This window comes from Pikeienuella piscinae (genome assembly GCF_011044155.1).
GTDB classification, from domain to species: domain Bacteria; phylum Pseudomonadota; class Alphaproteobacteria; order Rhodobacterales; family Rhodobacteraceae; genus Pikeienuella; species Pikeienuella piscinae.
Genome location: NZ_CP049056.1, coordinates 197,292 through 222,751, shown reverse-complemented (window position 1 = coordinate 222,751; position 25,460 = coordinate 197,292). Strand labels below are relative to the sequence as shown.

Below are 25,460 nucleotides of genomic sequence, written 5' to 3'. Positions count from 1 at the left end.
ATGTTCGATCTCGTGGTGAAGGGCGGCGTGCTGCCGGACGGGCGCCGGGCCGATATCGGCGTCCGGGGAGAGCGGATCGCGGCGGTGGAGACGCTGCCGGACAATGTCGCCGCCGGGCGCGTGATCGACGCCGCCGGGGATCTCGTCTCACCGCCCTTCGTCGACCCGCATTTCCACATGGACGCGACACTTTCCTACGGAACGCCCCGGGTCAACGAATCGGGCACGCTGCTGGAGGGGATTTCCCTCTGGGGCGAGTTGCGAGAGATCGATACCGTAGAGGCGATCGCGGAGCGGGCGTTGACCTATTGCGACTGGGCCGCGTCGATGGGACTGCTGGCGATCCGGAGCCATGTCGATACGACAGCCGATGCGCTCAAGGGCGTGGAGGCGCTCCTCGCCGTGCGTGAAGCGGTGAAGGGATATATCGACCTCCAGTTCGTCGCCTTCCCACAGGACGGGCTCTATCGCACTCCGGGCGCGTTGCGGAACACGCTGTGCGCGCTCGACATGGGCGTCGATGTCGTCGGCGGCATCCCGCATTTCGAGCGGACGATGGCGGAGGGCGCGGACTCCGTCGCGAAGCTCTGCGGGATCGCCGCCGAACGGGGGCTGATGATCGACCTGCATTGCGACGAAACCGACGACCCTATGTCGCGTCATATCGAGACGTTGGCGCGGGAAGTCTTGCGCCATGGCCTTGGCGGGCGCGCAGCGGGATCGCATCTCGCCTCCATGCATTCGATGGACAATTACTATGTCTCGAAACTGCTGCCGCTGATCGCCGAGGCCGGCGTCGCCGCGATCCCGAATCCGCTCATCAACATCACCCTTCAGGGCCGACACGACAGCTATCCGAAACGGCGCGGAATGACACGGGTGCGGGAGATGCAGGCAGAGGGCATAGATGTCGGCTGGGGTCAGGATTGCGTCCTCGACCCTTGGTATCCGCTCGGAACCGCGGACATGCTGGACGTCGCGTTCATGGGCCTCCATGTCGCGCAGATGACCAGCCCGAAGGGGATGCGCCGCGCCTATGAGATGGCGACGGAGGTGAACGCCCGGATCATGAATCTGGAGGGCTACGGCCTGAAGGTCGGCGATTTCGCCTCTCTCGTCGTTCTCGACGCCGGCGACCCGGTGGAGGCGCTGCGCCTGCGCGCCGACCGCCTGGCCGTCGTCGCGAAGGGCCGCGTCATCGCGACGCGGCCGCGGGGCGACGCGCGGCTGACCTTGCCCGGACGGCCGGAAACCGTCCGCCGGCGCCATGGCGCGGCGCGAGGCTGAGCGCCGTCCGGCTTTTCATCCCTGCGCCCCTGATGTAACCCTTCGGGCGATGAAACGCTCGCCCCTCACCCTCCATCTCGCCGCGCCGCGCGGGTTCTGCGCCGGCGTCGATCGCGCGATCCGTATCGTCGAGATGGCCATCCAGAAATGGGGCGCGCCGGTCTATGTCCGGCACGAGATCGTCCACAACAAGTTCGTGGTAGACGGACTTCGCGAGAAGGGCGCGATCTTCGTCGAGACGCTGGAGGAATGCCCCGCCGACCGGCCGGTGATCTTCTCCGCGCATGGCGTGCCGAAATCGGTGCCGGCGTCAGCGGAGGCGCGAAAGATGCTTTTCGTCGACGCCACCTGCCCCCTCGTAAGCAAGGTCCATATCGAGGCGCAGCGCCATTACGACAACGGCCTGCAAATGGTGATGATCGGCCATGACGGCCATCCGGAGACGATCGGCACGATGGGCCAGTTGCCGCCCGGCGAGGTGCTGCTGGTCGAGACGGCGGCGGATGTCGCGACGCTTGAGCCGCGCGATCCCGCGCGGCTCGCCTTCATCACCCAGACGACGCTTTCCGTCGACGACACAGCGGAGATCGTGGCGGCGCTGAAGGCGCGCTTTCCCGGCATCGTCGGCCCCCACAAGGAAGACATCTGCTACGCCACCACCAACCGGCAGGAGGCGGTGAAGGCGATGGCCCCGGCGATCGACGCGCTGATCGTGATCGGCTCGCCGAACTCCTCGAATTCGCAGCGGCTGGTCGAGGTTGGCCGCCGCGCCGGCTGCGGCTACGCCCAGCTCGCGCCCCGCGCGGACGATATCGACTGGCGCGCCCTCGACGGCGCGAAAGCGGTCGGCGTCACCGCCGGCGCGTCCGCCCCCGAAGTGCTGGTCGAGGAGGTGATCGCCGCCTTCCGCGAGCGCTTCGACGTCACGTTGGAAGTGGTCGAAACGGCGGTGGAGACGGTCGAGTTCAAGGCGCCGCGCATTCTCAGGGCGCCGGCCGCATGATCGCGCTCCGCCTCCTTCCCGCCTGCCCGGCCGGGAAGTCGCGCGTACGCGCGGCGCCGGCGACGGGGCGAAATTGAGTTTCTCGATCCCGCGCCCGCCGCTGGCGATCGGCCTCATGGGGCTGATCCCCTTCATCTATGGCGCGGCGGCGGCGCATCTGCCGGCGTGGGAATCGGACTCCGCTCCCCCCCTGGTGATTATCGAAGTCTTCGGGCCGCTTCTCTTCGCTTACATGAGCGGGGTCTTCTGGGGCTTCGCGGCGGGGGCGAACCGCGCCTCGGGCCGCGCCGGCTGGCGCTGGCTCGGACTCGCCGGCGCGCCTGCGGCTGGTATTTTCGTCGCGATGCTCGTCGCGCCGGGCGATACGGTGGAGATCCTGCTCTTCGGCTTTCCCGCGCTGTTGCCGATCGACTATCTCTTCTGGCGGGCGAAGATGGCGCCCCGCTGGTGGCTTTCGCTCCGTGTTCTTCTGACCGCGATCGTCACCGCCTGCCTCTGGCTTATCGCCAACGGCGCGGGATTCGCGCTTTGAGGCGGCCCGCCGCGACGCCGGAGAACGGGGAAATGAGCGGCGACGAAGCGACGCTCCGTTTCTATGACCGGGAGGGCGCGAACTACGCCATCTGGGCGGCGCCGAGCGGCGAATACGTTTCGCTCGACAGGTTCATCGCGATGTCTCCAGCGGACGGTCGTCTTCTCGACTATGGCTGCGGCGGTGGTTGGGCGGCGAAGCGGATGCTGGACGCGGGGCGACGCGTCGATGCGTTCGACGGCTCCGCCGCGCTGGCCGGGGAAGCGGCGAAGCTCACCGGACTCAATGTCAACGTCATGCGTTTCGAGCAGTTCGCGGAAAGCGGGCTTTATGCGGGCGTCTGGGCCTCCTTCTGCCTGCTCCACGCGCCGCGCGAAGCGATGCCGGGCAATCTCACGCGCATCGAACGCGCGCTTCTTCCCGGCGGGGTCTTCTATCTCGGGCTGAAGCGCGGCGCGGGAGAGACGCGCGACTCGCTCGGCCGGTTCTATACCTATTTTGAGAGGGACGAGATTGTGAAATTGCTTGAGGATACGGGGTTCCACAACATCGAGATCCACGAGAACAAGGGCGGCGGCTATGACGGGGTTCCCGAACAGGTGATGCACATCCTCTGCAAGAAGCCCGCGGAAGCCCGCGAATGATCGAGTTCACCGCCTATACCGACGGCGCCTGCTCCGGCAATCCCGGGCCCGGCGGCTGGGGCGCGCTGCTGGTCGCGCGGCGCGACGGCGTCGTCACGCGCGAACGCGCCCTCAAGGGTGGCGAGGCGATGACGACCAATAACCGAATGGAACTGACCGCGGCGATCGAGGCGCTGAACGCCCTCGGCCGCCCCACCCGCATCACCGTCGTCACCGATTCTGCATATGTGAAAGGCGGTGTCACACAATGGATGCACGGTTGGAAGCGGAATGGCTGGAAAACAGCCGACCGGAAACCGGTGAAGAATGAGGACCTCTGGCGTGCGCTCGACGAGGCGCAGGCGCGCCACGACGTGACCTGGGAATGGGTCAAGGGCCATGCCGGGCACGAGGAGAACGAGCGCGCCGACCTTCTGGCGCGCGAAGGGATGGCGCCCTACAAACCCGCGAGTGAACGCAGGAGCCGCAGCAAACAAGCCGCCGGAGAGAAAAGATGAGCTTCGATTTCAACGCCTTCGTACGGGAGGACCTGCCACCGGCGGCCGCTCGCTGGACGGGGTTTCCCGCATATAACTTCGTTGGCGGCCACAATGACGAAGCCTCGGTGCCGGTCGAAGCCCTCCGCGCCGCCGCCGACGCGGTGCTGATGCGCGAGGGTTCGAATCTCGGCACATATTTCCTGCAATCCGGGCCGCTCGGCTATCGCCCGCTCCGCGAATTTCTCTGCGCGAAACTGAAGCGCGCGGCGGCGATGGATGTGGACCCTGACGAGATCCTGCTCACCTCCGGCTCGCTCCAGGCGATCGACCTGATCAACGCCGCGATGCTCGCGCCAGGCGACACGGTGATCGTGGAAGAGTCGAATTACGGCGGCGTCTTTCCACGTCTCGCGCGCGCCGGGGTCGAGATCGTCACGATACCCGTCGATGCGGGCGGCATGGACATCGACGCGCTGGAGACCGCGCTAAAGCAGCTGGACGGCCAAGGAACCAAGGCGAAATACATCTACACGATCCCGACCGTCCACAACCCGACCGGCACGATCATGCCCGAAGAGCGGCGCATACGGTTCGTCGCGCTGGCGGCGCGGCACGGCGTCCCGATCTTCGAGGATGAGTGCTATTCCGATCTGATCTGGTCAGGCGAACGCCCGCCCGCGCTCCACGCGCTGGACCGTGAGGGGCTGGTGATCCATGTCGGCTCCTTCTCCAAGTCCATCGCGCCGGCGCTTCGCGTCGGCTACATCGTCGCGCCCTGGGCGGTACTTTCGCACATTCTCTCGGTGAAACATGACGCGGGTTCGGGCGCGCTCGAGCAGATGGTGCTGGCGGAGTTCTGCGCGACGCATTTTGACGATCACGTCGCCGGACTGAACCGGGCGCTGGAGGCGAAGCTCGACGCGCTGATCGACGCGCTGGATGAGCATTTCGGCGCGTCCGTGGAGTTCGAACGCCCGCCCGGCGGCATTTTCCTCTGGGTCAAGCTGCCCGAAGGCGTGGAGACGACGCGCCTGGCCGAGGTCGCGCTCGCCGGGGGCGTCGCGGTCAATCCCGGGCGCGAATGGTCGAAGGGCGCCGACGCCGGTCGCTGGATCCGGCTCTGCTTCGCCAATCCGGCGCCAGAGGCGATCCGTGACGGCGTCGCCCGGCTCGCCGATATTTGCCACGCGGAGTTCGGAACGCCGGAAATCGGCGCCAATCGGCGGCGCGCCCCGTCTTGACGGCGCCCTGACAAAAGCTCACGGTTTTGCATCGTATCAGGTAGGAGGCTTCTGATGACCGCCCCCCGTTCTCTCGCAACGCTGGCGGCCGCCGTCGCCGTCGCCGCAATGGCCGGCGCAGCAAGCGCCGACTACCGGCTCACGATCCTGCATTTCAACGATTTCCACAGTCGCTTCGAACCGGTATCGAAATATGATGGTCCCTGCTCATCCGAGGAGGACGAGGCGGGCGAGTGCTTCGGCGGCATCGCCAGGATGAAAACCTGGCTCGACAAACGGCGCGCGGAACTCGCGGACGAGAACGTCATCACGATTTCGGCGGGCGACGAGTTCCAAGGCTCTCTCTTTTATACGACTTACAAGGGTGACGCGACGGCGCAACTGATGAACGAGATAGGGCTCGACGTGGTCGCGCTCGGCAATCACGAGTTCGACGACGGTCCCCGCGTCCTCGCGGACTATCTCGCGAAGGTGAATTATCCCATCATCTCCGGCAACACCGACGTTTCGGGCGAACCCTTGCTCGCGAACAAAATACCCGGATATGTCGTCCTGAATGTCGGCGGCGAGAAGATCGGCGTCGTCTCGGTTCTCGCCACCGACACGGATGAAACCTCGGCGCCCGGACCCAACGTGAAGTTCGAGGACGAGATCGCCTACCTCGCGCGCGCCGTGCCCGAGCTGGAGAAACAGGGCGTCAACAAGATCATCGCGCTCACCCATTCCGGCTTCCCCCGCGACCTGGAGATCGCAGCCGCGGCGCCGGGAATCGACGTGATCGTCGGCGGCCACAGCCACACTTTTCTGTCCGCCTCCGACCCGAAACGCCAGGGCGGCTATCCGACCTGGGTGACCGGGCCCGCCGGCGCGCTCGTGCCCATCGTGCAGTCCTACGCCTATTCCAAGTATATTGGCGATCTGACCGTCGATTTCGACGATGAGGGCAATGTGCTGTTCGCCGAGGGCGATTCGATGCTGCTCGACGCGTCGGTGACGCCCGATCCCGCGATGGCGGCCCGTGTGGCGGAGCTTGCGAAGCCGCTGGAAGAGATCAAGGCCAAGGTGGTCGCCGAAGCCGCGGCGTCGATCGACGGTGAGCGCGCGAGTTGCCGCGCGAGAGAATGCGAGATGGGCGTTCTCGTCGCCGAGGCGATGCTCGCCAAGACCGCGCCGAGCGGGATCACGATCGCGATCGCCAATGGCGGCGGACTTCGCGCCTCGATCGACGCCGGTCCTGTGACGATGGGCGAGGTGCTGACGGTGTTGCCGTTCCAGAACACCATCGCGACGATGAAGCTGAAGGGCGCCGATGTGGTTGAGGCGCTGGAGAACGCCGTCTCAAAGATCGAAGAGGGGGCCGGACGCTTCGCGCAGGTCGCGGGGCTGCGCTACGCCTTCGACGCCGACAGGGAGCCGGGCTCCCGCATCACCACCGTGGAGGTGAAGGCCGGCGACGGCTGGGCGCCGATCGAGCCGGAGACGGTCTATGGCGTCGTCACCAACAACTACATGCGCGGCGGCGGCGACGGATACGCGACGTTCCGCGACAAGGCGATGGACGCCTATGATTACGGCCCTAATCTCGAGGAAGCGGTCGCCGCATACCTCGGGGCGCATTCGCCCTATCAGCCCAAGCTCCTCGGCAACATTGTCGAGGGCGCGGGCTTCGGTTCAGGCGCAGCCATGACCGCCGACTCCGAGAAGCCGGCGGCGAAAAGCGCGGATCCCGCCACGGCGGCCGACACCGCTATGATCTATGTCGTGCGCCCGGGCGACACGCTCTGGGACATCGCCAAGGCGAAACTCGGCGATGCGACGCTCTACACGCGGATCATCGAAATGAACGGCCTCCCGTCCGGGGCCGTTCTGTCCATCGGGCAGGAACTCAGGCTTCCGGAATAGGCTCCGACGGAGCCGGAGAATCGCGCCCCATCGGCGCAGCTTTCCGGATTTCGGACGCGCGGACCGCATCAGCGCCTTCGGCCGATTGACCGCCGGTCGGAATCCGTTACGCTCCGCCGTCCATCACGAGGGGCGTATCCGGCCGACCGGCCGGTCGAGAGGGACCTGAAGACATGAAGATCAGCATCGAACGGGCGGCGCTGCTGAAGGCGATGAGCCGGGCGCAGGGCGTGGTGGAGCGGCGGACAACGATCCCGATCCTCTCGAACGTGCTGATCGAGGCGGAGGGCGCTGCGGTGTCGTTCCGCGCCACCGATCTCGACATCGAGATCCGCGAGTCGATGCCCGCGATGGTCTCGACCGCCGGTTCGACCACAGCGCCGGCGCATGTCCTGCATGAAATCGCCCGCAAGTTGCCCGACGGCGCGACCGTGACGTTGGACGATGCGGTCGGCGACGGTCGCCTCGAAGTGACCGCCGGACGCGCGCGCTTCACCCTGCCGACCCTGCCGCGCGAGGATTTCCCGGTCATGGCCTCAGCGGAGTATCAGACCAGCTACGAGATCGCCGCGCCGGCGCTGCGGCGCCTCTTCGAAAAAGCGAATTTCGCGATCTCGACCGAAGAGACGCGCTATTATCTCAACGGTGTCTATCTCCATGCGCCCGAGGCGACTCCGCCGAAGCTGCGCGCCGTCGCCACCGACGGGCACCGCCTGGCGCGGATCGACACCGACCTGCCGGAGGGCGCCGCGGGCTGCCCTGGCGTGATTGTTCCGCGCAAGACCGTGGGCGAGTTGAGAAAGCTTCTGGAGGATGATGAAGCGACGATCGCCGTGTCCGTGTCCGAAACCAAGATCCGCTTCGCGGCGAGCGATCTGACGCTGACTTCGAAAGTCATCGATGGCGCCTTTCCGGATTACACACGGGTGATCCCCGCCAACAATACGAAGCGGATGGAGGTCGACGCCGCCGATTTCGCTCGCACGGTGGATCGCGTCGCCACAGTCTCGGCCGAGCGCTCGCGCGCCGTCAAACTGAGCCTTTCAGAGGACCGGCTGACGCTTTCGGTCAACGCGCCGGATAGCGGGTCGGCGACCGACGAGATGGCGGTCGCCTACACCGACGAACCGATGGAGATCGGCTTCAACGCGAAATATCTTCTCGAGATCGCCGGCCAGGTGGATCGGGAGAACGCCGTCCTCCTGTTCAATGGCCCCGGCGACCCGACGCTTGTGCGCGAGGGCGACGACGACAGCGCGATCTACGTCGTCATGCCGATGCGAGTGTGACCGGAACGCCGCCCGCCCCACGCGCGGCGGCGCCCGCCGTCTGACGACCGGAATGGCCGCGCTCCGCTCTATCAGCCTTTCGCATTTCCGCTCCCACGCGGCCTTTGCGCTGGAGGTCGACGACCGCCCGGTCGCGCTCTATGGCCCGAACGGGGCGGGCAAGACCAATATCCTCGAAGCGATATCCATGCTTTCTCCCGGCCGCGGGCTTCGGCGCGCCGCCGCGGACGAACTTGCGCGCCGGCCCGATCCGATCGGCTGGAAAGTGCGCGCGCGCGTCGAGACGCCTTCGGGCGCGCATGAGGTCGCGACGGGCGCCCTGCCCGGCCAGCGCCGATCGGTGGAGATCGACGGAAAGACGGCGCCGCAAGCCGCGCTCGGCGCGCTCTTGCCGATGCTTTGGCTCACTCCGGCGATGGACCGGCTCTGGACCGAAGGTCCATCCGAACGGCGGCGCTTTCTCGACCGCGCCACGCTCAGCTTCGAGCCGGGTCATGGCGAACGCACCCTCGCCTACGAACACGCGATGCGCGAGCGAAACCGTCTCTTCGCCGAGGGGCGGCGCGACCCCGCCTGGATCGACGCGCTGGAGGCGCGGATGGCGAAGGCCGGCGCCGGGATCGCCCGCGCCCGGGTTGAGACGGTGGCGCGCCTGATCGCGGCTCAGGACGACGCCGCGAGCGCGTTTCCCCGCGCCGGGCTCCGGATCGAGGGCGCGACCGAGGCGCGAGTCGCCGCGGCGGACGATCCGCGCGCGGCGGAGGATGAAGCGGAGACTGCGCTCAGGATGGCGCTGGCTGCGGGGCGCGCCGCAGACGCCTCCGCCGGGCGCGCGCTTCAAGGGCCGCACCGGAGCGATCTGATCGCGACACATGACGGGAAGGGCGTGGAGGCGCGGCTCGCCTCCACCGGCGAACAGAAGGCGCTCCTGATCTCCATCATCCTCGCAGACGCGCGCGCGTTGGCGGCAGAGCGGGGCGCGTCGCCGGTTCTGCTCCTGGATGAAATCGCGGCGCATCTCGACGCGGATCGGCGCGCCGCGCTTTTCGACGAGATCGTCGCGCTCGGCGCGCCGGCTTTCATGACGGGGACAGGCGCCGAGCTTTTCGAGGCGCTCGGCGCGCGCGGGCAGATCATTCACGTCGGCGCCGGCTGAGTCAGGTATCGCGCGGCAGGCCGAGTCGCTCGCGAAACCCGTCGAGCCCATCAATCAGCGCGGCGTTCGCCCCCCGCATGCGCATATGCTCGCGCAGCGTCGTATTGAGGCCTCCCTCGGTGTCCAGGCTCTCCAGCACCGCGGCGAGTTGGTCCTTCCCGTCAAGCGGGGTCTGCGCGAGATAACCGCCGATCAGGGCGATCAGATACGCCTCCGCGCCCGCCTTGTCGCCGGTCAGTCCCGCCAGCCATTCGGCGCCGGTCATTAGATGATCATAGACGCTCGAACACATCGCCGAAGCGGCGAAATGCGGTGGGATCGCCGCCTCGGAGCCCAGCGGGATGATCGTGTTGCGGTCGCCGTAAAGCTCCGCCAGCGCCGTGCTCTCGGGAAACACCGGCAGCGGGCAGCCGCCGGCGCGGATGAAGGGCAAAGGAATGGTGATGCTGATCTCCTTCGCCGGCGCGCAGAGCCGGGCGAGCGTGGCGAGATCGACCGCGAGCATGACGGAGACGATCCGCTGATCGCGCCGGAAATTCAGCGGCGTTAGCGCTTCCTCCGCAGCGCGTTCCATCAGGCAGAGAAAAACCACGTCCGTCCGATCGAGCACGTCCTGGTTGGCGGCGACGGAAAGCTCGGGGATCTCCGCGTCGAGCGCGGCGGCGAAACCGGCGCCGCGCTCCGAGACGACGATCTCATGCCCGCGACCGGCGAGCCCTCGCGCCAGAGCAGCGGCGATCTCTCCAGTTCCGATGAATCCGACCCGCGCCATGCTTTTTTCCTCTTTCTAATCGCACCGGCGCGACGCTAGCCTGGACGAGGCTTCAAACCCAAGCGTCGCGAAGCCGGCGCGCCCGCGCCGGACCGCCAGAGGACACCGCCAAGCGCCCGCTCGCCTTCACCGCCGCAGGAGCCTTCTATCGCGGCAATCTCCACACCCATTCGACACGGCCCGACGGCGTTCTCGCCCGCGAAGAGGTTTGCCGTCGCTATCGGGAGGAAGGGTATGATTTCATCGCCCTCACCGATCATTTCATTGGCCTTTTCGACTACCCGATCACCAACACGGCCCCATATCGCGACAACCGGTTCACCACCATCCTCGGCGCCGAACTCCACTCCGGCGCGATGGAGAATGGCGAGCTCTGGCATATCCTCGCGGTCGGCCTCCCGCAGGATTTCGCGCCCGGCGACGCGCCGCATTTCCTGCCGGTCGACGGACAAGAGAGCGGCGCCGCCATCGCCGCCCGCGCCCGCGCCCGCGCCGCCGGGGCCTTCGTCGCCATCGCGCGTCCCGAATGGTCCGGCCTGACGCTGGCCGACGCCCGAAGCATCGAGGCGGCGCATGCGGTCGACGTCTATAATCAAACATGCGGCGTCGGCGCCGACCGCCCGCACGGGTTCGCGACGCGGGATCTCTTGCTTTCCGAGGGCCGGCGTCGCGAACCTCGTCGCGACGGATAACGCCCATTTCTCCGAACCCGATCATTTCGGCGGCTGGGTGATGGTGAAGGCCGAGGCGAACGAGCCCGAAGCCCTTCTCGACGCGTTGAAGGCCGCCCGCGCTTCACCTGCGCCGCTTCGCTGAACTCCAACCGACCGTCGCCACGGCGACGCTCCCCCGCGGCGGCGACCGCGCCGCCAGGGGCGTCGATTCCCGAGCAGCCGCCCCCGTCCCCGCGCCCGAGGCGTTGGACGCCGACGGCGCGCCGGGCCCGCCTCCCGGCCGCTTTCGGTCCCGAAGATGCGAAAACCCGGCGGCGCGCGCCGCTTTTCGACTTGCGCGCCGCCGGCGCTTCTGACCGGGTGCAAATGTCGTAAGAGGAGACCCGCTATGAAGACAGAGACCCGAGTCGTAGTGATCGGAGGCGGCGTCGTCGGCTGCTCGGTGCTCTACCATCTCACCAAGTTCGGCTGGACCGACGTGATGCTGGTGGAACGCTCGGAACTCACCTCCGGCTCCACATGGCATGCGGCGGGCGGGTTTCACACGCTCAACGCCGACACCAACATGGCGGCTCTGCAAGGCTACACGATCCGACTCTACAAGGAACTGGAGGCGCTGACGGGCCTGTCCTGCGGCCTCCACCATGTCGGTGGGGTGACTCTGGCCGACACGCCAGAGCGCATGGATTTTCTGAAAGCCGAGCGCGCCAAGCACCGCTATATGGGCCTGGAAACCGAACTCGTCGGCCCCGACGAAATCAGGAAGCTCTCGCCGATCACCAACACCGAGGGCGTGATCGGCGGCCTCTACGACCCGCTCGACGGCCATCTCGACCCCTCGGGGACCACCCACGCCTACGCGAAGGCGGCGCGGATGGCGGGGGCGGAGATCGTGCTCCGCAACCCGGTGCTGGAGACCAACCCGCGCGCCGACGGAACATGGGACGTGGTGACCAAGGACGGGACGATCCACGCCGAACATGTGGTGAACGCCGGTGGGCTCTGGGCGCGGGAGGTCGGGGCGCTGGCCGGGCTTTTCCTGCCGCTCCATCCGATGGAGCATCAGTATCTCGTCACCGAGGAGACGCCGGAGGTTTATGACCGCGAGACCGAGCTTCCGCACATGATGGACCCCGGCGGCGAGAGCTATCTGCGGCAGGAGGGGCGCGGGCTTTGCATCGGCTTTTACGAGCAGCCCTGCGACGCCTGGGCGGTGGACGGCACGCCGGCTGATTTCGGGCATGAGCTCCTGGAGAACAAGCTCGACCGGATCTCCGACTCGGTCGAATTCGCTTATCGCCGCTTTCCGGTGCTGGAGCGCGCGGGAATCAAGCGGGTGATCAACGGCCCCTTCACCTTCGCCCCCGACGGCAATCCGCTGGTCGGGCCGGTTCCGGGGCTGCGAAATTACTGGTCGGCCTGCGCGGTGATGGCGGGGTTCAGCCAGGGCGGCGGCGTCGGCCTCAGCCTCGCGCAGTGGATGGTCGAGGGCGAAGCGGAGCGCGACGTCTTCGCCATGGACGTCTCACGCTTCGGCGAACTCAGGACCGACCGCCATGCCGGGCGCTGGATCACGCCGGGCTACACTCGCGCCAAGGTGCGTGAGAATTACCAGCGCCGTTTCTCCATCGGCTACCCGAACGAGGAACTGCCGGCGGCGCGCCCGTTCCAGACCACCCCCGCCTATGACATCTGGCGCGAACAGCGCGCGGTTTTCGGGGCCGGATTCGGGATGGAGGCGGTGAACTACTTCGCGCCGGCGGGTGAGCCCTTGTGGGAAACGCCGAGCTTTCGACGCTCCAACGCCTTCGCCGCCATCGCCGGCGAGGTGATGGCGGTGCGCGAAGCGGTGGGGATCAACGAGATCCACAATTTCGGCAAGTATCTCGTCACCGGGCCGGGGGCGCGGGACTGGCTCGACCGGATCATGGCCGGGCGCATCCCGAAGCCGGGCCGGCTTTCGCTGACGCCGATGCTTTCACCGAAGGGCAAGCTAATCGGCGACTTCACCGTCACCTGCCTTGCTGAGGGGCGTTTCCAGGTCACCGCCAGCTATTCGGCGCAGGCGTTCCACATGCGCTGGTTCGAGGCGCATCTGCCGCCAGAAGGCGTCGCGGTGGAGAACGTCTCGACCCGCCGGATCGGGTTCCAGATCGCCGGGCCGAAGGCGCGTGAATTGCTGGCGCGCACAACGCGGGCCGATGTCTCGGCCGGGGCGTTCCGGTTCATGGACGCGCGGGAGATGGATGTCGGGCTGACGCGGGCGCTGGTGCAGCGGGTCTCCTACACCGGCGATCTCGGCTACGAGATTTATGTCGGCGCGGACGATCAGCGGGCGCTCTACGCGGCGCTTGCCGAGGCCGGCGAGGGGTTAGGAATGAAGCCCTTCGGTATGCGGGCGATGATGAGCCTCCGGCTCGACAAATTCTTCGGCTCATGGCTGCGGGAATACAGCCCCGACTACACGCCGGCGGAGACCGGGATGGACCGGTTCATCGCCTGGAACAAGCCGGCCGACTGGATCGGGAAAGGGCCGGCGCTGGCGGAAAAATCCGCCGGGCCGGCGCGCAAACTCTGCGCCTTCGCCGTCGATGCGGCGGACGCCGACGTGGTGGCTTACGAACCGATCTGGATCGAGGGAAAGGTGCGGGGGTTCTGCACATCGGGGGGGTATTCGCACTACGCGAAAACCTCGGTCGCGCTCGGGTTCGTTCCGATCGATCAGGCGGTCGACGGGCTGGCGGCTTCCATCGAAATCCTCGGGGAGATGCGGAAGGCCCGGCTGATCACGACGCCGCTTTTCGACGCCGACGGAGCGCGGATGCGGGGCTGACATGGGCGGGTATGGCGGCGGATAACCGGGCATAACCATGGTTATCCGCCGCAAGCTACTGAAATCACAATATTAAAATAGTTAATGCATTGTTAGCGCGCCTCTTCAATCCGCCGGCGCGGGGGCGAATTTGCGCTCGATATCGTCCAGCACATCCTCGATCAGCCCCTCCTCGGCCAGCTTGCCGGTGAAGTGGAGGCTGTAGCCGTCGCGGGTGCGCTCGCGGCGCACGGTCAGGGTGCGGCGGGCGCGGAGAACCCGGCGCGGACGACCCTCGGCCATCGGCGTCGCCGTGGCGCGGCGCGGGCGCTCGGATTCGGCGATCAGCGGCTCGATCAGCCGCCACTGGCCCTCGAAATTGCGCTCCTTGGTCTCGATCAGGGCGACCTGCATGGCCTCGCCGAAATTCTCGCGCTCGGCGGCGGCGGCGATGCGGGCGCATTGCCGCTCGCTGAGGCGCCAGGGGTCGGCGAGATAATCGTCGAGCAGGATGACGGCGCGGGTGGCGGCGCGGATCCGGCTGCGCTTCATCGGCGAGGCGGTGGAATAGAGCGCGTCGACCGCTGATTCGACGCTTTCGAAATACCCCCGGTCAGCCGCGCTGACGGCGACGCGGGCCTTCTCCCATGGCGAGACGTCGCGGCGCACGTCGTTCTCCTCGACGATACGTCGGAGCATGTCCTGCTCGGATTCCGGCTGGCGGAGAAAGGCGGGGATGCGCTTCCAGATATCGGCGCCGCTCCGCTCGGTCAGGAGGCGGAACGCCCCGAGCCGGCGAAAACCGGAGACCAGCCCGTAGACATGCGGCGGGCGCGCCTGGCTCAGCTTGAAAACCTCGATCGGGGAGCGGAGCCCGGAGCGGAGGATGGCGTTGATCAGCTCCTCCATCGCCGGCGCGTCTTTCGTGATGCGGTCGCGGAGCAGAAGACGGTCGGGGTCGATCTCCCCGATCGGGATCAGATGCGTGGCTTCCTCATGCGGCGGATCGGCGACGGCCATGGCTTCCTCCTTCGGTTCAAACGGCGGGGAGGATCGGGGAAGCTGGTTAGGAAAGTCTGACAGGAGCGCGCGGTGGTGTTGCGTGGGGGGTTGGTGGGTGGACGCTGTTGGGGTTGAAGACTTCGCGTCGGAAGCGGCGACCCAAACCGGCGGTTGACTAGTCACCGATTTGTCCAGCGCAGCTTCTCGAAAGTAGGCGCCTGAATGCGCTTGAGATCTATGCACCGCGGTCGCTGCCTGATTTTGCGGAATTTTTTCCAGTAACGCCAAGACAGAGGGACTAAATAATGCAACAAAAACAGACTTTAGCAATACCAAACTACGCCTCACCAATCATCCCACGAACCTTGGATAAAAGCTTTTTATCTACCTCGCTTGGGTGAGTCGCATTCGTAGATAATCTTGCTGTTACCTTCTCTGCAAGTTCAAATTTCTTATAAGAAACGCCATTGCGAGAGATTGAATCGCCATCAATTACAAGTTCTCCGCCTTCGCCAAAAATATCATCGAAGATATTCTCAGGATAAAAATGCTCAATACCGTTCTTTGACCAAATAACAATGTTATCCATCGGGATACCTTGTTTAACAATTTTCCCGACCAGCCCGTTGGCGTGAACTGAGTCTAGGACCGGAACAATGCGATCTCGATACGGACTTTTTTGAAGGTCGGAGAAGAACCCAGACGCAATACTAATAACCTGAGAAATTCTAGAGTCGTCTCCAGCTTGCACAACGCTGAGCACTGCTCCGGGGAACTCAATCTCGAACAGCCGTTTAAGATATATCTCATCACACTTCCCCTCGACAATAAAAATACCGCTAGGCAGATATAGTGTTTCTAATCGATTACCCAAAAGGAAAAAGTGGATGCCGTTAAGGTCCTGCTGAGTTTGGACCCTAGAAATATCAATTGTGTCACCAGATTTCTCTACCATGTAATTGTCTGATATTCTCTTTCTATTCAAGAATACTGTCGAATGAGTGGCGAAGATCAAAGTTTCGATATGTGAAAAATACTTTTGTCTAGATTTCTTGCTAAATAAAAAATCCGCAAGAACTCCCTGTACTTCTGGACTAATGCCAAGCTCAGGTTCGCCTATAAGAATAACCTTATACTCTTTGTCTAAGAGACATGTTAGTATAGATGCTATTAGCCTAGTTCCAGAGCTCGTGTACGAAAGATTATGGCCACCGCAGCTCAGGTAAGGTTGAGACATTTCATTTGTAGGATCCGCCTTTGCTATTTCAATATCTATATTAAGTAATTCTCTCATCAATCCAAAGAATACATTTATTGTCACATCATCAAATTCGGCAATCGCTCTCTGCAGATCTATCGGAGAATTGTCCATATTGTGATTTTCTCTCCTCCACTGGGAAAATTTCTGCCACCATTCTTTCTTCCTCCGTCGATTTGGTGTATAAAATGCAAGTCTATTAAAATTCGTATATCTCGCTGGACCAATATACGCCGCCTCCTGTCCAATTTTCTCTGTAAGCGTCTTTAGGAGAAACGACTTGCCGCAATTATTACGCCCAACAAGAACTGCGTATTCGGAGCTCTTAATTGATTCAAGGTGTTTCGTCGCATCCGCCGTCAATGCCGTGTTCGGGCGCTCATCAAATCCATATGCCATGCTTTACCATGCTCTTGACGTGTCGTTCCTTGTAAGTGTCTCAAAATCAAGTTCCAAGCAACTGAGACCTGATCGCGGCAAGCGCCGTTTGCGCATAAGTTCTCGTATGTAAGTCGTATCCAGAAAAGCACGACGCGCCAAGCGTACGTCGATTTAGCTTTCTTCCTTGCCATTTCGCGCCGGCGACGAATATCCGCTCCCGTCTACAACCACGAACCGCCGCCCGGAGACGACTCGGCAGCGGTCCGCTCCGGCACCCTCCCCCCTCACATCGCGTCCGCCTCAATCGGCTCCGCCCTCTCGAAAGGCGCGGGGCGGGGGGTCTGGTGGGCGCGAACCAGTTCGATGCGGCGGTGCGGGGCGACGATGCCGGCGTCGCGGAGCGCCTTGTCGATGACGGAATAGACCTCGTCGCGGCAGTCCACATGCCGCTCGAACCGCGAGACCCAGTAGCGCACGGCGTAGGTGATGCCGCCCTCGTCATAGGACTGGACGCGGATATCGGGCGCCGGGTCCTGCTGGATCAGCTTCGCGCCGCGCGTCGCCGCCTGCATGATCTCGCGCGCGGTTCCGATCGGCATGGTGTGGTCGAGGGTGATGGCGATCTGGGCGCGGTAATGCGGTCTCGGCGCGGAATAGTTGGTGATGCGCTGGCGAGCGATCTGGCTGTTGGGCAGGATCAGGTAGGTCGAATCCGCGGTCAGGATGCGCGTCGTCCGCCAGCCGATCTCGATCACCTTGCCGAGGGCGAGCTTGTCGATGTCGATCCAGTCGCCGATGCGAAACGGCCCCTCGACGCCGAGCGCGACGCCGGAGAGCGTGTCCGCCACGACGTTGCGGATGGCGAAGCCGATCAGCGCCAGGATGATGCCGGACCCGGCCAGCGCGCCGACCGCGCCCTCGCCCATCACGAGCGCGACGGTCGCGGCGAAGGCGGCCATGAAGAAGAGCGCCGCGAACATGTCCTTCAGAAGCCGCGGATAGGGGCGCCGGCGCCCCGCGGTCTGGTCGAGCGCCACGGCGACGAGCCGGCCCGCGAGCCAGGCGGCGGCGAAATAGGCCAGCGCCCGGAAGGAGAGCGCCAGCATCTCGCTGTCGCCGAAGACGCCGGTGAGCTCGACTTGGAAGAGCGCCAACCCGACGCTCAGGACGACGAGAACGGTCGGCCAGAGAAGCTGTCTCGCATGATTCATGGCGCTCATCTCGACGCGCTCCTCATGACGGGGGTGAACGGATCGACGACGGGCGCCGCCAGGTCGCGGCGCCCGTCCTCCTGCGCCCTCGGCGGGGCGGCTTCATACGGTCATGGCGGGCCGGCGCCCGATCAGCCCGCGCTCTGCTCGGCGTCGGCGGGCTGCTCGACGCGGATCACCGTCAGCGTCCGGCGTTGATCGTCCCGCGTATCCCAGTAGAAGGCGGCGCCTTCGGCCAGACCGAGCAACGCGACGCCGATCGGCGTCATCAGCGAGACGCGCTGGCGGGCGATGTCGGCATCCTCCGGGTAGACCAACTGGACCGTGCGCTCCTGTCCCGTCGTCTCGTCCCGATAGGTCACGATGCTGCCGATCGAGACGACAGTCTTCGGCATCTTCTTCGAAGGCGCGACGCGGGCGCGCCCGATCTCGTGCAGGAGCCGGTCGGCCATGGTCGGGTTGCGCTGCATGGCGCCTTCGGCGAGGGCCTCGATATGATCGAGATGCCGGGCGTCGATGACGATCTTCGGATCGCGAATGCGGCGTTTCTTGGCGGGCTCGGTCTTGAGGGGCGTCATTGCTCTTCTCCTGAAGGTGGCTCGGAACTGGACGTGCGTATGGGGCCGGTGAAGCGGACCGCCGGGCGCCGGAGCGTCCGGTTGGCTCGGTCCGTCAGCGCGGACGGAGGGTCAGCCGGCGCGGCGCCCTTCCGCGAGAACCGCCGGCGTTTCTGTCGGCCGCACGGAGGGCGATTTCAGGCGATCGCGGGAATCTGTAGAGTGCGAAGGCGAATGGTCGATGCGGGACATGGCGGCTCCTCGGACGATAAATCGTCGCGCGCTGGGTTCAGGATATTGAGGAGGCCCCGGGAGGTCTGGCAGGCGCGAACGCGCTTATCCCGCCCGGGGAACCGAGCGGTTCAGCAGAAGAAACCGGAAATGGTCTGCGTGCGCCAACATGTATTGAGAGCTAGGCGTTCGCTCATCGATAGTCAATATCACCGGGTGATCGCCAATGACGACCGTTCCCTCACCGCTCCTTGCGGTCCTTCGCGTTCACCGCCTCGATCCGCTCACGGGCGGCTTTCCACTCCGCGTCGCCCCATTCACGCAATTCATAGAAGTTGCCGCCGGTCGCCAGCGCCTGGGCGCCGTCCATCGCGATGACCTCGCCGGTAAGCCACGGGCAGCCGTCGGAGAGGAGGAATGCCGCGAGGTTCTGCAATTCCTCCATCGTCCCGACGCGCCCCATCGGGTTGCGCGCCGCGGTGCGGGCGCCAGGCGTCTCGCCGGGATTGAGGCGCTTCGACATGCCCTCGGTCGGGATCTCGCCGGGCGCGACGGCGTTGAGGCGCACGCCGTAGCGGCCCCATTCAGCCGCCAGCGATTTCGTCATCGCCGCCACCGCCGCCTTCGACATGGCGGAGGGGGTGACGAAGGGGCCGCCATTGCGCACCCAGGTGACGACGATGGAGAGGACCGAGCCGCCCTGCCCCGCCGCGATCCAGCGCTTGCCGACCGCCTGCGTCACATAGAACGTGCCGTGCATGACGATATTGGCGACGGCGTCGAAACCCTTCGGCGAGAGATCTTCGGTCCGGGCGATGAAATTGCCGGCGGCGTTGTTCAGAAGGCCGGTGAGCCCGCCGGTGGCGAAGATATCCGCGACCATCTCATCGACGGCCTGGGCGTTGCGGATGTCCAGCCCGTAGCAGTCCACCCGCCCGCCTTTCGCGGTCATCTCCTTCGCAGCCGCTTGGAGCACGTTCTCGCGCCGGCCGCAGATGACGATATCGGCGCCGAGCGCAAGCAATCGCTCCGCCATCGCCCGACCGAGTCCGGTCCCGCCCCCGGTCACGAGAATGCGCTTGCCGTCAAAAAGCCCGTCGCTGAACATCGCGCCCTCCCGCTTCCGCCTGAGCGCAGGCTGCGGCTAACGGCGCCGGCTCGTCAAGCGCAAGCCGCCGCCCCGCGCATGGGCGATTGCGGCGCGGCGCATCCATGCTAAAGACCTGTGGTTGCGACGGCTGCGGCGGCGATCCGGCGGGCCATGTCGGAAACGCCGTAGCAGCCATGCCCTCTTGCTGCTTGTCTGAAAGCAGGACGAACACATAGGACTTCCGCCATGTCAGAAAATTACGACGCGATCATCATCGGAGCCGGCGTGATCGGCGCCTGCACCGCATTCGAGATGGCGAAGGCCGGGTACCGTACGCTTTCGATCGACAAGACGGGCGGCGCGGGGCACGGCTCCACCTCCGGCTCCTGCGCGATCATCCGGCTCTATTATTCGAACGTGGAGAGTTGCGCGCTCGCCTATGAGAACTGGTTCTATTGGAAGGACTGGGCGGGCTATCTCGGCGCGCCCGACCCGCGCGGCATGATCGACTATCGCGACACCGGCACGCTGGTGATGAAATGCGCCGAGAACGGCTATCTGGAGCGGGCGGCGGAACTGATGGAGGCGATCCACGCCCCCTATGAACATTGGTCGCCTGAACGGATCAGGGAACGCTTCCCGTTCTTCGACCTGAAGCTCTTCGGCCCGGCGAAGCGGCCCGAGGACGCGGGCTTCGGCGAACCGACCGGCGGCGAGTTGCCCGGCGCAATCTTCTTTCCCTGCGGCGGGTACGTCACCGATCCGGCGCTCGCCGCGCAGAACGCCGAATTCGCCGCGAAGCGCCACGGGGCGGAATTCCTCTACAATTCCGAAGTCGCGGGCATACTGACCGAGAACGGTCGGGCCGCCGGCGTGCGCCTTTCCGACGGGCGGGAGCTCCGCGCCGGAATCGTGGTCAATATCGCCGGGCCGCATTCCTCCAAGATTAACCGGATGGCCGGGGTGTTCGACGAGATGAACATCAAGACCCGCGCGCTTCGCCATGAAGTGGCGCATGTCCCGGCGCCGCCGGGTTTCGACATGGGCGCGCACGGCATGGTCACCTCAGACAGCGACCTTGCGACTTACGCGCGGCCGGAGCGGGGCGACCATGTGCTGATCGGCTCGGAAGACCCGCAATGCGATACCCGGGAATGGGTCGATCCGGACGATTGGAATCGCGATCTGAGCGAACAGGCGCGGGTGCAGGCGATGCGGCTGGCGCAGCGCTATACCGGCCTGCCGATCCCGAACAAGGTGAAGGGCGTCGTCGATCTGTATGACGTGACCGAGGACTGGATTCCGATCTACGACAAGACCGCGCTGCCGGGCTTCTATGTCGCCATCGGCACCTCCGGCAACCAGTTCAAGAATGCGCCGGTGGTCGGCAAGATGATGACGAAGCTGATCGAGGAATGCGAGGCCGGACGCGACCATGACGCGGAGCCGGCGTCGTTCCGGTTCGAGAATGTCGGCATGGACTGCTCGATCGGCTTTTTCTCGCGCAATCGGGAGATCAACCCGAATTCGTCCTTCTCGGTCCTTGGTTAATGCAGTTCGCCGGCGCGACCTTCGGCGATCGGCGCTCGCCGCCCGCCCTGATCACGCTGATCCTGCTGACCTCGGTCAGCGTTTTCTCGATGAACGCTTTCATCGCGTCGCTGCCGACCATCGCTGACGATCTCGGTTCGTCCTACGCCTTCATGCAGATCGCGGTTTCCGGCTACCTCGGGATGACGGCGGTGATGCAGTTGATGATCGGCCCGCTTTCGGACCGCTACGGGCGGCGCCCGGTGATCCTGCTCGGGCTCGGCGTCTTCATCGCCGCCTCGATCGGCTGCGTTCTGTCCACCGACCCCGAGATCTTCATGTTCTTCCGGATGCTGCAGGCCAGCGTCGCGGCGGGCATGGTGCTGTCGCGCACCATCGTGCGCGATCTTCTGCCGCCGGACGAGGCCGCGTCGATGATCGGCTACATGACGGCGGCGATGTCGCTGGTGCCGATGATCAGCCCGCTCTATGGCGGCGCGGTGGAGGAGGCGCTGGGCTGGCGCGCGACGTTCTGGAGCTTCGTCATCTTCGGCGGCGTCGTCATGACCCTCTGCTGGCTCGATCTCGGAGAGACGCATCTCAACCGGTCGCGCTCGCTCACGGCGCAGTTCCGCGCCTATCCCGATCTTCTGCGCGCGCGGCGCTTCTGGGGCTATTCGGCGACGGCGGCCTTCGCCTCCGGCTCGTTCTTCGCGCTCCTGGGCGGCGGGCCTTATGTGGCGCGCGAGATTTTCGCGCAGACGCCGGCGGCGACAGGACTCTATCTCGGCACCACCGCGATCGGCTACATGACCGGGAATCTCATCACCGGACGGGTCGCGGCGCGAACCGGCATCGACCGGCTAATGCTCTGGGGCTGCCTGATCAGCGTCGCCGGGCTGTCGGCAGGGCTCCTCGTCGATCTCTTCATTTATCAGCATCCGCTCGTCGTTTTCGGCTTCTGCATCTTCGTCGGGCTCGGCAACGGGCTGACAATGCCGGCGGCGACGACCGGGCTCCTCTCCGTCAGGCCCGGCCTCGCCGGATCGGCGTCAGGGCTGGGCGCGGCGCTGATGATCGGCGGCGGGGCGGGGCTTGCCGCCGTCGCCGGCTGGATCCTGAGCCCGACGAGCGGCGCCTCGCCGCTGCTCGCGCTGATGCTGGTCTCGGCGCTGCTTTCGGTCGGTTCTACGAGTTACGTCATTCATCGGGCGCGCATGATGAGCGCAGATCAGCCGGCGGAATAGCCTCCCATTTCGCAAACCACTTTCCATTCCGCCTCGGTCACCGGCTGGACGGAAAGACGGGTGTTGTTGACGAGGACCATGTCCTTCAGCCTCGGCTCCGCCTTGCACTGGTCCAGCGTCACCGGATTCGGCATCGGCGCGACGGCGAGGATATGGACGCACTCCCAGCGGGGATCGTCGGTCGTCGAATCCGGCGCGCTTTCGGCGCAGACCTCGACGATTCCGACAATGCGCTTCTCGTCGATCGAGTGGTAGAAGAAGCCGAGATCGCCGACCTTCATCGCCCGCATGTTGTTGCGCGCCTGATAGTTTCGCACCCCGTCCCACTCCTCGCCCGCCGCGCCCTTGGCGACCTGATCGTCCCAGCCCCAGGCGCCCGGTTCGGATTTGAACAACCAGTAGGCCATCAGAAGCCTTCCTTCGGAACGGATGGAGCATCAGCGAAGCTCGGCATTTTCACTCACCTCGAAAAATTCATGGTTTCAGTGCGACAGTTTCGTTCGCGTGCGGCGCAAGTGGCGTCGGTCGCATATGACGGCATACGCTAACCTCCAATCGGACCGGCGCGGACGTCAAACTAGGATACGAGAGACTGCTGTGGAAGCCCGCATTGCGCCGCGTTTCGGCTGGGGATCGCCCATGTCGGAACGTAGGGCCCAAGCCAGGATTCCGGGCAGGCCCGTGAAGAGGCGCTATTTTTGTCTTTCCTCGAACTCCTCGTTCAGGCTCCGGACAAATCCGCTGAGCGCCGGACGCCGCGCCCGACGGCGCCGCTCCGCGGTCAGGATGGCGGCGACCTCCGCCGCGCATTGATCGACATTCTCGTTGATGAGCACGTAGTCGTAGGCGTCCCAATGGCTGATCTCGTCGCGACTGCGCGCCATACGCGCCGCGATCACGGCGTCGCTGTCCTGCGCGCGCGTGCGCAGCCGCGCCTCCAGCGCCGCGATCGACGGCGGCAGGATGAAGACAGAGACCACAGCCTCGCGGAGCGGTGAATTGGCGATCTGCTGCGCGCCCTGCCAGTCGACATCGAAGATCACATCGCGCCCGGCGCTGATCGCCGCCTCGACCGGGGCGCGAGGCGTGCCGTAGCGATTGCCGAAAACCTCGGCGTGCTCCAGCATCTCGCCGCGCTCCACCATCGCGGCGAAGGCCTCGCGATCCATGAAATGATACTCGCGCCCTTCGACCTCGCCGGGCCGGGGCGGGCGCGTCGTCGCCGAGATCGAGAAGCTGAGATCGGCCTCCTTTTCCAGCAACATGCGCGAGATCGTCGATTTCCCCGCGCCCGAGGGCGAGGAAAGGATGAAGAGAAGGCCGCGCCGCGTCATCGCCGGTTCTCTCATTCTATGTTCTGCGCCTGCTCGCGCATCTGATCGATCACCACCTTCAGCTCCAGGCCCGCGGCGGTCAGCGCAGCGCTGGATGCTTTCGAACAGAGCGTGTTCGCCTCCCGATTGAACTCCTGTGTCAGGAAATCCAGCTTTCGCCCGACCGGACCTTCGGCGCGCAGAAGCCCCCGCGCCGCGGCGACGTGGCCGGAAAGCCGGTCCAGTTCCTCGCGGACGTCGGCCTTGACCGCGATCAGCGCCAATTCCTGCGCCAGCCGTTCGGGCGCGGTTTCAGCCCCCGCATCCAGAAGCGCGGCCACCTTTTCCGAGAGGCGCGCCTTCGCCCCCGCCCGACTCGCCTCAAAGGCTTTCGCCGCCTCTCCCGTCAGCGCCTCGATCCGATCGATGAAACCTTCGAGAACCACCGCGATCCGCGCGCCCTCCGCCCCGCGCGAGTCCGCGAGATCATCGAGCAGCGCGGCGAAGCCGGCCAGGAGCGCGGCCGCCGCCTCATCGTCGGGCGCGCCGCTCCCGGTCTGCTCCATCACCCCGCGCACCGCCAGCAACTCGCCGATCGTCGTCTGACCGAGATCGAGGCCGGCTTCCTTCGCCGCCGCCTCGCCCGCGCTCGCGGCCGCGATCACCGCGTCGAGCGCCGTTCGGTTGAGGGCCGGCGCGCCGCTCTCGCCGCCATCGTCGGCGCGGAGTGTAAAATTGACGTTGCCGCGGCTGAATCGCTTCGCGGCCTGCGCGCGCAGCGTCGGCTCCAGCGCTTCCGTCCCTTCGGCGAGACGGAACCGGAGGTCAAGTCCGCGCCCGTTCACGCTCTTCGCCTCCCAGCGCCAGCGCCGCCCGGCGGCGGTGCGCTCCACCCCGGCGAATCCGGTCATCGACTGCATCATGGTCCCTCTCTCATCGGCGCCGGAGACTAGGCCCCCCGACGCCGCGCGCCAAGTCCGCACGCGGAGAGTTCGAACGAATTGGCATGGGTCTTGCGCCGATTCATCCCGAAATCCGGCGAACGATTCATAACTTGTTGAATACACGTAAAAAGGAGTGTGAAAATGCGCTATGATTCATTCAAATACGGTGAAATCTGTATCAGACTGGGACCGGGACCTGCGATGAACGCGGCCGATATGGAACATGCGGGGACAAGAGCGCTCCACGCATTCTGGACCGCGCTCCGCGGCGCGCGCCCGGCGCCCTATCTGGCGGAGGTGACGAACGCGGCGCTCGGACGGGCGCTGTGCGAACGGGCGTTCGTGCTGGAATCTCTTGGCCCCGGCGATTTGCGCATTCGCCGCGCCGGAAGCGCGTTGTTCGAGCTCTTCGGCATGGAGTTGAGGGGGATGCGCCCCGATACGCTCATGGTGGCCGAAAGCCGCGCGAGCTTTCTCACCCTGGCGGAAAAGACCCTTGAATCGGGCGAGGTCGCCGTCGCCCGCGCCGTCGCCGCGCCGCCTGCGGACGCGCCCGCCGCCGAACCGATAGAACTCGAACTCATCCTCGCGCCGCTTCGCAATGATTTCGGTCGCGTCGATCGCCTGCTCGGCGCCGCGCATGTCATCGGCTCTCCGGACGTCGCGCGCACGGTGCGGCGTTGCCGGCTTCTGAGAACGAGCCGGATCGCCGGCGACGGCCCGCCCCTCACGCGAGCGGAACCTCTGCCCGGCTTCGCCGAGGGAGCGGCGCCCTTCCACCATGACCGGCCCGCGCTGAAAGGTGTGGCGGGCGGCGGGACGGGAAACGGCGCGCGGCGACGCGATCATTTGAGAATCGTCAAGGACTAACGGCTGTCGCGTCAGACGCGGCGGTGCGGGCGAAG

General features: G+C 65.5%; 22 protein-coding genes and 1 pseudogene. 14 read left to right on the top strand and 9 right to left on the bottom strand.

The genetic code is table 11. From position 1 onward, the window contains the following. The 9 genes from G5B40_RS01020 (at position 1) to recF (ending at position 9,533) form a co-directional block, all read left to right on the top strand. Entirely contained in the window at positions 1 to 1,287 is a 1,287-nt protein-coding gene (locus G5B40_RS01020; RefSeq protein WP_165093936.1) for a cytosine deaminase, read from the top strand. A 49-nt stretch (positions 1,288 to 1,336) separates the two neighbouring features. Further along, positions 1,337 to 2,290 (top strand): 4-hydroxy-3-methylbut-2-enyl diphosphate reductase, encoded by a 954-nt coding sequence (ispH, locus tag G5B40_RS01015; RefSeq protein WP_165093933.1) that lies wholly within the window; start codon positions 1,337 to 1,339, stop codon positions 2,288 to 2,290. A 73-nt stretch (positions 2,291 to 2,363) separates the two neighbouring features. Next, positions 2,364 to 2,822, top strand: coding sequence for a DUF3429 domain-containing protein (locus G5B40_RS01010; RefSeq protein ID WP_165093931.1), 459 nt, complete (start codon positions 2,364 to 2,366; stop codon positions 2,820 to 2,822). A gap of 32 nt (positions 2,823 to 2,854) precedes the next feature. Beyond that, positions 2,855 to 3,466 (top strand): methyltransferase domain-containing protein, encoded by a 612-nt coding sequence (locus G5B40_RS01005; protein ID WP_165093927.1) that lies wholly within the window; start codon positions 2,855 to 2,857, stop codon positions 3,464 to 3,466. Next, positions 3,463 to 3,963 (top strand): ribonuclease HI, encoded by a 501-nt coding sequence (gene rnhA / locus G5B40_RS01000; protein WP_165093924.1) that lies wholly within the window; start codon positions 3,463 to 3,465, stop codon positions 3,961 to 3,963. Before G5B40_RS01005 ends, rnhA begins: the two co-directional genes overlap by 4 nt. Next, on the top strand, positions 3,960 to 5,186 hold the full coding sequence (locus G5B40_RS00995) for an aminotransferase-like domain-containing protein (protein WP_165093922.1): 1,227 nt from the start codon (positions 3,960 to 3,962) through the stop codon (positions 5,184 to 5,186). The genes rnhA and G5B40_RS00995 overlap by 4 nt, the downstream gene beginning before the upstream one ends. Before the next feature lie 54 nt (positions 5,187 to 5,240). Then, a complete protein-coding gene (locus G5B40_RS00990; RefSeq protein WP_165093919.1) occupies positions 5,241 to 7,088 on the top strand; it encodes a 5'-nucleotidase C-terminal domain-containing protein in 1,848 nt (615 codons plus the stop codon). Positions 7,089 to 7,261: 173 nt separating this feature from the next. Further along, entirely contained in the window at positions 7,262 to 8,377 is a 1,116-nt protein-coding gene (gene dnaN / locus G5B40_RS00985; protein ID WP_165093917.1) for a DNA polymerase III subunit beta, read from the top strand. Positions 8,378 to 8,429: 52 nt separating this feature from the next. Continuing rightward, positions 8,430 to 9,533 (top strand): DNA replication/repair protein RecF, encoded by a 1,104-nt coding sequence (recF, locus tag G5B40_RS00980; protein WP_165093914.1) that lies wholly within the window; start codon positions 8,430 to 8,432, stop codon positions 9,531 to 9,533. 1 nt (position 9,534) lies between these two features. Here recF and G5B40_RS00975 read toward each other — a convergent pair whose 3' ends face one another. After that, the gene (locus G5B40_RS00975; RefSeq protein WP_165093912.1) at positions 9,535 to 10,305 is read right to left on the bottom strand and encodes an NAD(P)-binding domain-containing protein; all 771 of its coding nucleotides are present in this window, start codon (positions 10,303 to 10,305) and stop codon (positions 9,535 to 9,537) included. Between the two features lie 122 nt (positions 10,306 to 10,427). On the opposite strand from G5B40_RS00975, the pseudogene G5B40_RS00970 reads away from it, so the two are divergent. After that, positions 10,428 to 11,088, top strand: a pseudogene (locus G5B40_RS00970) (PHP domain-containing protein); the annotation flags it as partial. Positions 11,089 to 11,367: 279 nt separating this feature from the next. Beyond that, positions 11,368 to 13,812 carry a GcvT family protein gene (locus G5B40_RS00965; RefSeq protein WP_165093909.1) on the top strand — a complete coding sequence of 815 codons (2,445 nt, stop codon included), beginning with the start codon at positions 11,368 to 11,370 and terminating at the stop codon, positions 13,810 to 13,812. Between the two features lie 105 nt (positions 13,813 to 13,917). On the opposite strand, the gene G5B40_RS00960 is transcribed toward G5B40_RS00965, so the two are convergent. From G5B40_RS00960 to G5B40_RS00940, 5 genes are all read right to left on the bottom strand, one after another. Next, positions 13,918 to 14,811, bottom strand: coding sequence for a ParB/RepB/Spo0J family partition protein (locus tag G5B40_RS00960; RefSeq protein WP_165093906.1), 894 nt, complete (start codon positions 14,809 to 14,811; stop codon positions 13,918 to 13,920). A gap of 319 nt (positions 14,812 to 15,130) precedes the next feature. After that, positions 15,131 to 16,450, bottom strand: coding sequence for an ATP-dependent nuclease (locus G5B40_RS00955; RefSeq protein ID WP_165093903.1), 1,320 nt, complete (start codon positions 16,448 to 16,450; stop codon positions 15,131 to 15,133). A 266-nt stretch (positions 16,451 to 16,716) separates the two neighbouring features. After that, positions 16,717 to 17,652 (bottom strand): mechanosensitive ion channel family protein, encoded by a 936-nt coding sequence (locus G5B40_RS00950; RefSeq protein ID WP_165093900.1) that lies wholly within the window; start codon positions 17,650 to 17,652, stop codon positions 16,717 to 16,719. Between the two features lie 122 nt (positions 17,653 to 17,774). Then, positions 17,775 to 18,221 carry a nucleoside diphosphate kinase regulator gene (rnk, locus tag G5B40_RS00945; RefSeq protein WP_165093897.1) on the bottom strand — a complete coding sequence of 149 codons (447 nt, stop codon included), beginning with the start codon at positions 18,219 to 18,221 and terminating at the stop codon, positions 17,775 to 17,777. Between the two features lie 451 nt (positions 18,222 to 18,672). Continuing rightward, entirely contained in the window at positions 18,673 to 19,539 is an 867-nt protein-coding gene (locus G5B40_RS00940; RefSeq protein WP_165093894.1) for an SDR family oxidoreductase, read from the bottom strand. 228 nt (positions 19,540 to 19,767) lie between these two features. On the opposite strand from G5B40_RS00940, the gene G5B40_RS00935 reads away from it, so the two are divergent. Together G5B40_RS00935 and G5B40_RS00930 are read left to right on the top strand one after the other, a co-directional pair. Continuing rightward, positions 19,768 to 21,072: an NAD(P)/FAD-dependent oxidoreductase gene (locus G5B40_RS00935; protein ID WP_165093892.1), complete on the top strand. Its 1,305-nt coding sequence runs from the start codon at positions 19,768 to 19,770 to the stop codon at positions 21,070 to 21,072. Then, positions 21,072 to 22,298: a multidrug effflux MFS transporter gene (locus G5B40_RS00930; RefSeq protein WP_165093889.1), complete on the top strand. Its 1,227-nt coding sequence runs from the start codon at positions 21,072 to 21,074 to the stop codon at positions 22,296 to 22,298. The genes G5B40_RS00935 and G5B40_RS00930 overlap by 1 nt, the downstream gene beginning before the upstream one ends. Here the strand turns inward: G5B40_RS00930 and G5B40_RS00925 are convergent. From G5B40_RS00925 to G5B40_RS00915, 3 genes are all read right to left on the bottom strand, one after another. Then, entirely contained in the window at positions 22,283 to 22,705 is a 423-nt protein-coding gene (locus tag G5B40_RS00925; RefSeq protein ID WP_165093886.1) for an EVE domain-containing protein, read from the bottom strand. The genes G5B40_RS00930 and G5B40_RS00925 overlap by 16 nt on opposite strands. 285 nt (positions 22,706 to 22,990) lie before the next feature. Continuing rightward, the gene (gene gmk / locus G5B40_RS00920; RefSeq protein WP_165103090.1) at positions 22,991 to 23,632 is read right to left on the bottom strand and encodes a guanylate kinase; all 642 of its coding nucleotides are present in this window, start codon (positions 23,630 to 23,632) and stop codon (positions 22,991 to 22,993) included. A gap of 11 nt (positions 23,633 to 23,643) precedes the next feature. Next, positions 23,644 to 24,534 carry a YicC/YloC family endoribonuclease gene (locus G5B40_RS00915; RefSeq protein ID WP_165093883.1) on the bottom strand — a complete coding sequence of 297 codons (891 nt, stop codon included), beginning with the start codon at positions 24,532 to 24,534 and terminating at the stop codon, positions 23,644 to 23,646. 162 nt (positions 24,535 to 24,696) lie between these two features. Here G5B40_RS00915 and G5B40_RS00910 point away from each other — a divergent pair, with 162 nt between their 5' ends. Beyond that, positions 24,697 to 25,425, top strand: a complete 729-nt coding sequence (locus G5B40_RS00910) for a PAS domain-containing protein (RefSeq protein ID WP_165093880.1) — start codon at positions 24,697 to 24,699, stop codon at positions 25,423 to 25,425. The last annotated feature ends 35 nt before the right edge of the window (positions 25,426 to 25,460 follow it).

Excerpts from the sequence above, each read along its gene's own strand:
- G5B40_RS00930 (WP_165093889.1), top strand. The coding sequence starts at position 21,072 with ATGCAGTTCGCCGGCGCGACCTTCGGCGATCGGCGCTCGCCGCCCGCC.
- G5B40_RS01005 (WP_165093927.1), top strand. The coding sequence starts at position 2,855 with ATGAGCGGCGACGAAGCGACGCTCCGTTTCTATGACCGGGAGGGCGCG.
- G5B40_RS00975 (WP_165093912.1), bottom strand. The coding sequence starts at position 10,305 with ATGGCGCGGGTCGGATTCATCGGAACTGGAGAGATCGCCGCTGCTCTG.
- dnaN (WP_165093917.1), top strand. The coding sequence starts at position 7,262 with ATGAAGATCAGCATCGAACGGGCGGCGCTGCTGAAGGCGATGAGCCGG.
- G5B40_RS00995 (WP_165093922.1), top strand. The coding sequence starts at position 3,960 with ATGAGCTTCGATTTCAACGCCTTCGTACGGGAGGACCTGCCACCGGCG.
- ispH (WP_165093933.1), top strand. The coding sequence starts at position 1,337 with ATGAAACGCTCGCCCCTCACCCTCCATCTCGCCGCGCCGCGCGGGTTC.
- recF (WP_165093914.1), top strand. The coding sequence starts at position 8,430 with ATGGCCGCGCTCCGCTCTATCAGCCTTTCGCATTTCCGCTCCCACGCG.
- G5B40_RS00910 (WP_165093880.1), top strand. The coding sequence starts at position 24,697 with ATGCGCTATGATTCATTCAAATACGGTGAAATCTGTATCAGACTGGGA.
- G5B40_RS00950 (WP_165093900.1), bottom strand. The coding sequence starts at position 17,652 with ATGAGCGCCATGAATCATGCGAGACAGCTTCTCTGGCCGACCGTTCTC.
- G5B40_RS00925 (WP_165093886.1), bottom strand. The coding sequence starts at position 22,705 with ATGGCCTACTGGTTGTTCAAATCCGAACCGGGCGCCTGGGGCTGGGAC.
- rnhA (WP_165093924.1), top strand. The coding sequence starts at position 3,463 with ATGATCGAGTTCACCGCCTATACCGACGGCGCCTGCTCCGGCAATCCC.
- G5B40_RS00935 (WP_165093892.1), top strand. The coding sequence starts at position 19,768 with ATGTCAGAAAATTACGACGCGATCATCATCGGAGCCGGCGTGATCGGC.
- G5B40_RS00965 (WP_165093909.1), top strand. The coding sequence starts at position 11,368 with ATGAAGACAGAGACCCGAGTCGTAGTGATCGGAGGCGGCGTCGTCGGC.
- G5B40_RS00960 (WP_165093906.1), bottom strand. The coding sequence starts at position 14,811 with ATGGCCGTCGCCGATCCGCCGCATGAGGAAGCCACGCATCTGATCCCG.
- G5B40_RS00940 (WP_165093894.1), bottom strand. The coding sequence starts at position 19,539 with ATGTTCAGCGACGGGCTTTTTGACGGCAAGCGCATTCTCGTGACCGGG.
- gmk (WP_165103090.1), bottom strand. The coding sequence starts at position 23,632 with ATGACGCGGCGCGGCCTTCTCTTCATCCTTTCCTCGCCCTCGGGCGCG.
- G5B40_RS00990 (WP_165093919.1), top strand. The coding sequence starts at position 5,241 with ATGACCGCCCCCCGTTCTCTCGCAACGCTGGCGGCCGCCGTCGCCGTC.
- G5B40_RS00915 (WP_165093883.1), bottom strand. The coding sequence starts at position 24,534 with ATGATGCAGTCGATGACCGGATTCGCCGGGGTGGAGCGCACCGCCGCC.
- G5B40_RS00955 (WP_165093903.1), bottom strand. The coding sequence starts at position 16,450 with ATGGCATATGGATTTGATGAGCGCCCGAACACGGCATTGACGGCGGAT.
- G5B40_RS01020 (WP_165093936.1), top strand. The coding sequence starts at position 1 with ATGTTCGATCTCGTGGTGAAGGGCGGCGTGCTGCCGGACGGGCGCCGG.
- rnk (WP_165093897.1), bottom strand. The coding sequence starts at position 18,221 with ATGACGCCCCTCAAGACCGAGCCCGCCAAGAAACGCCGCATTCGCGAT.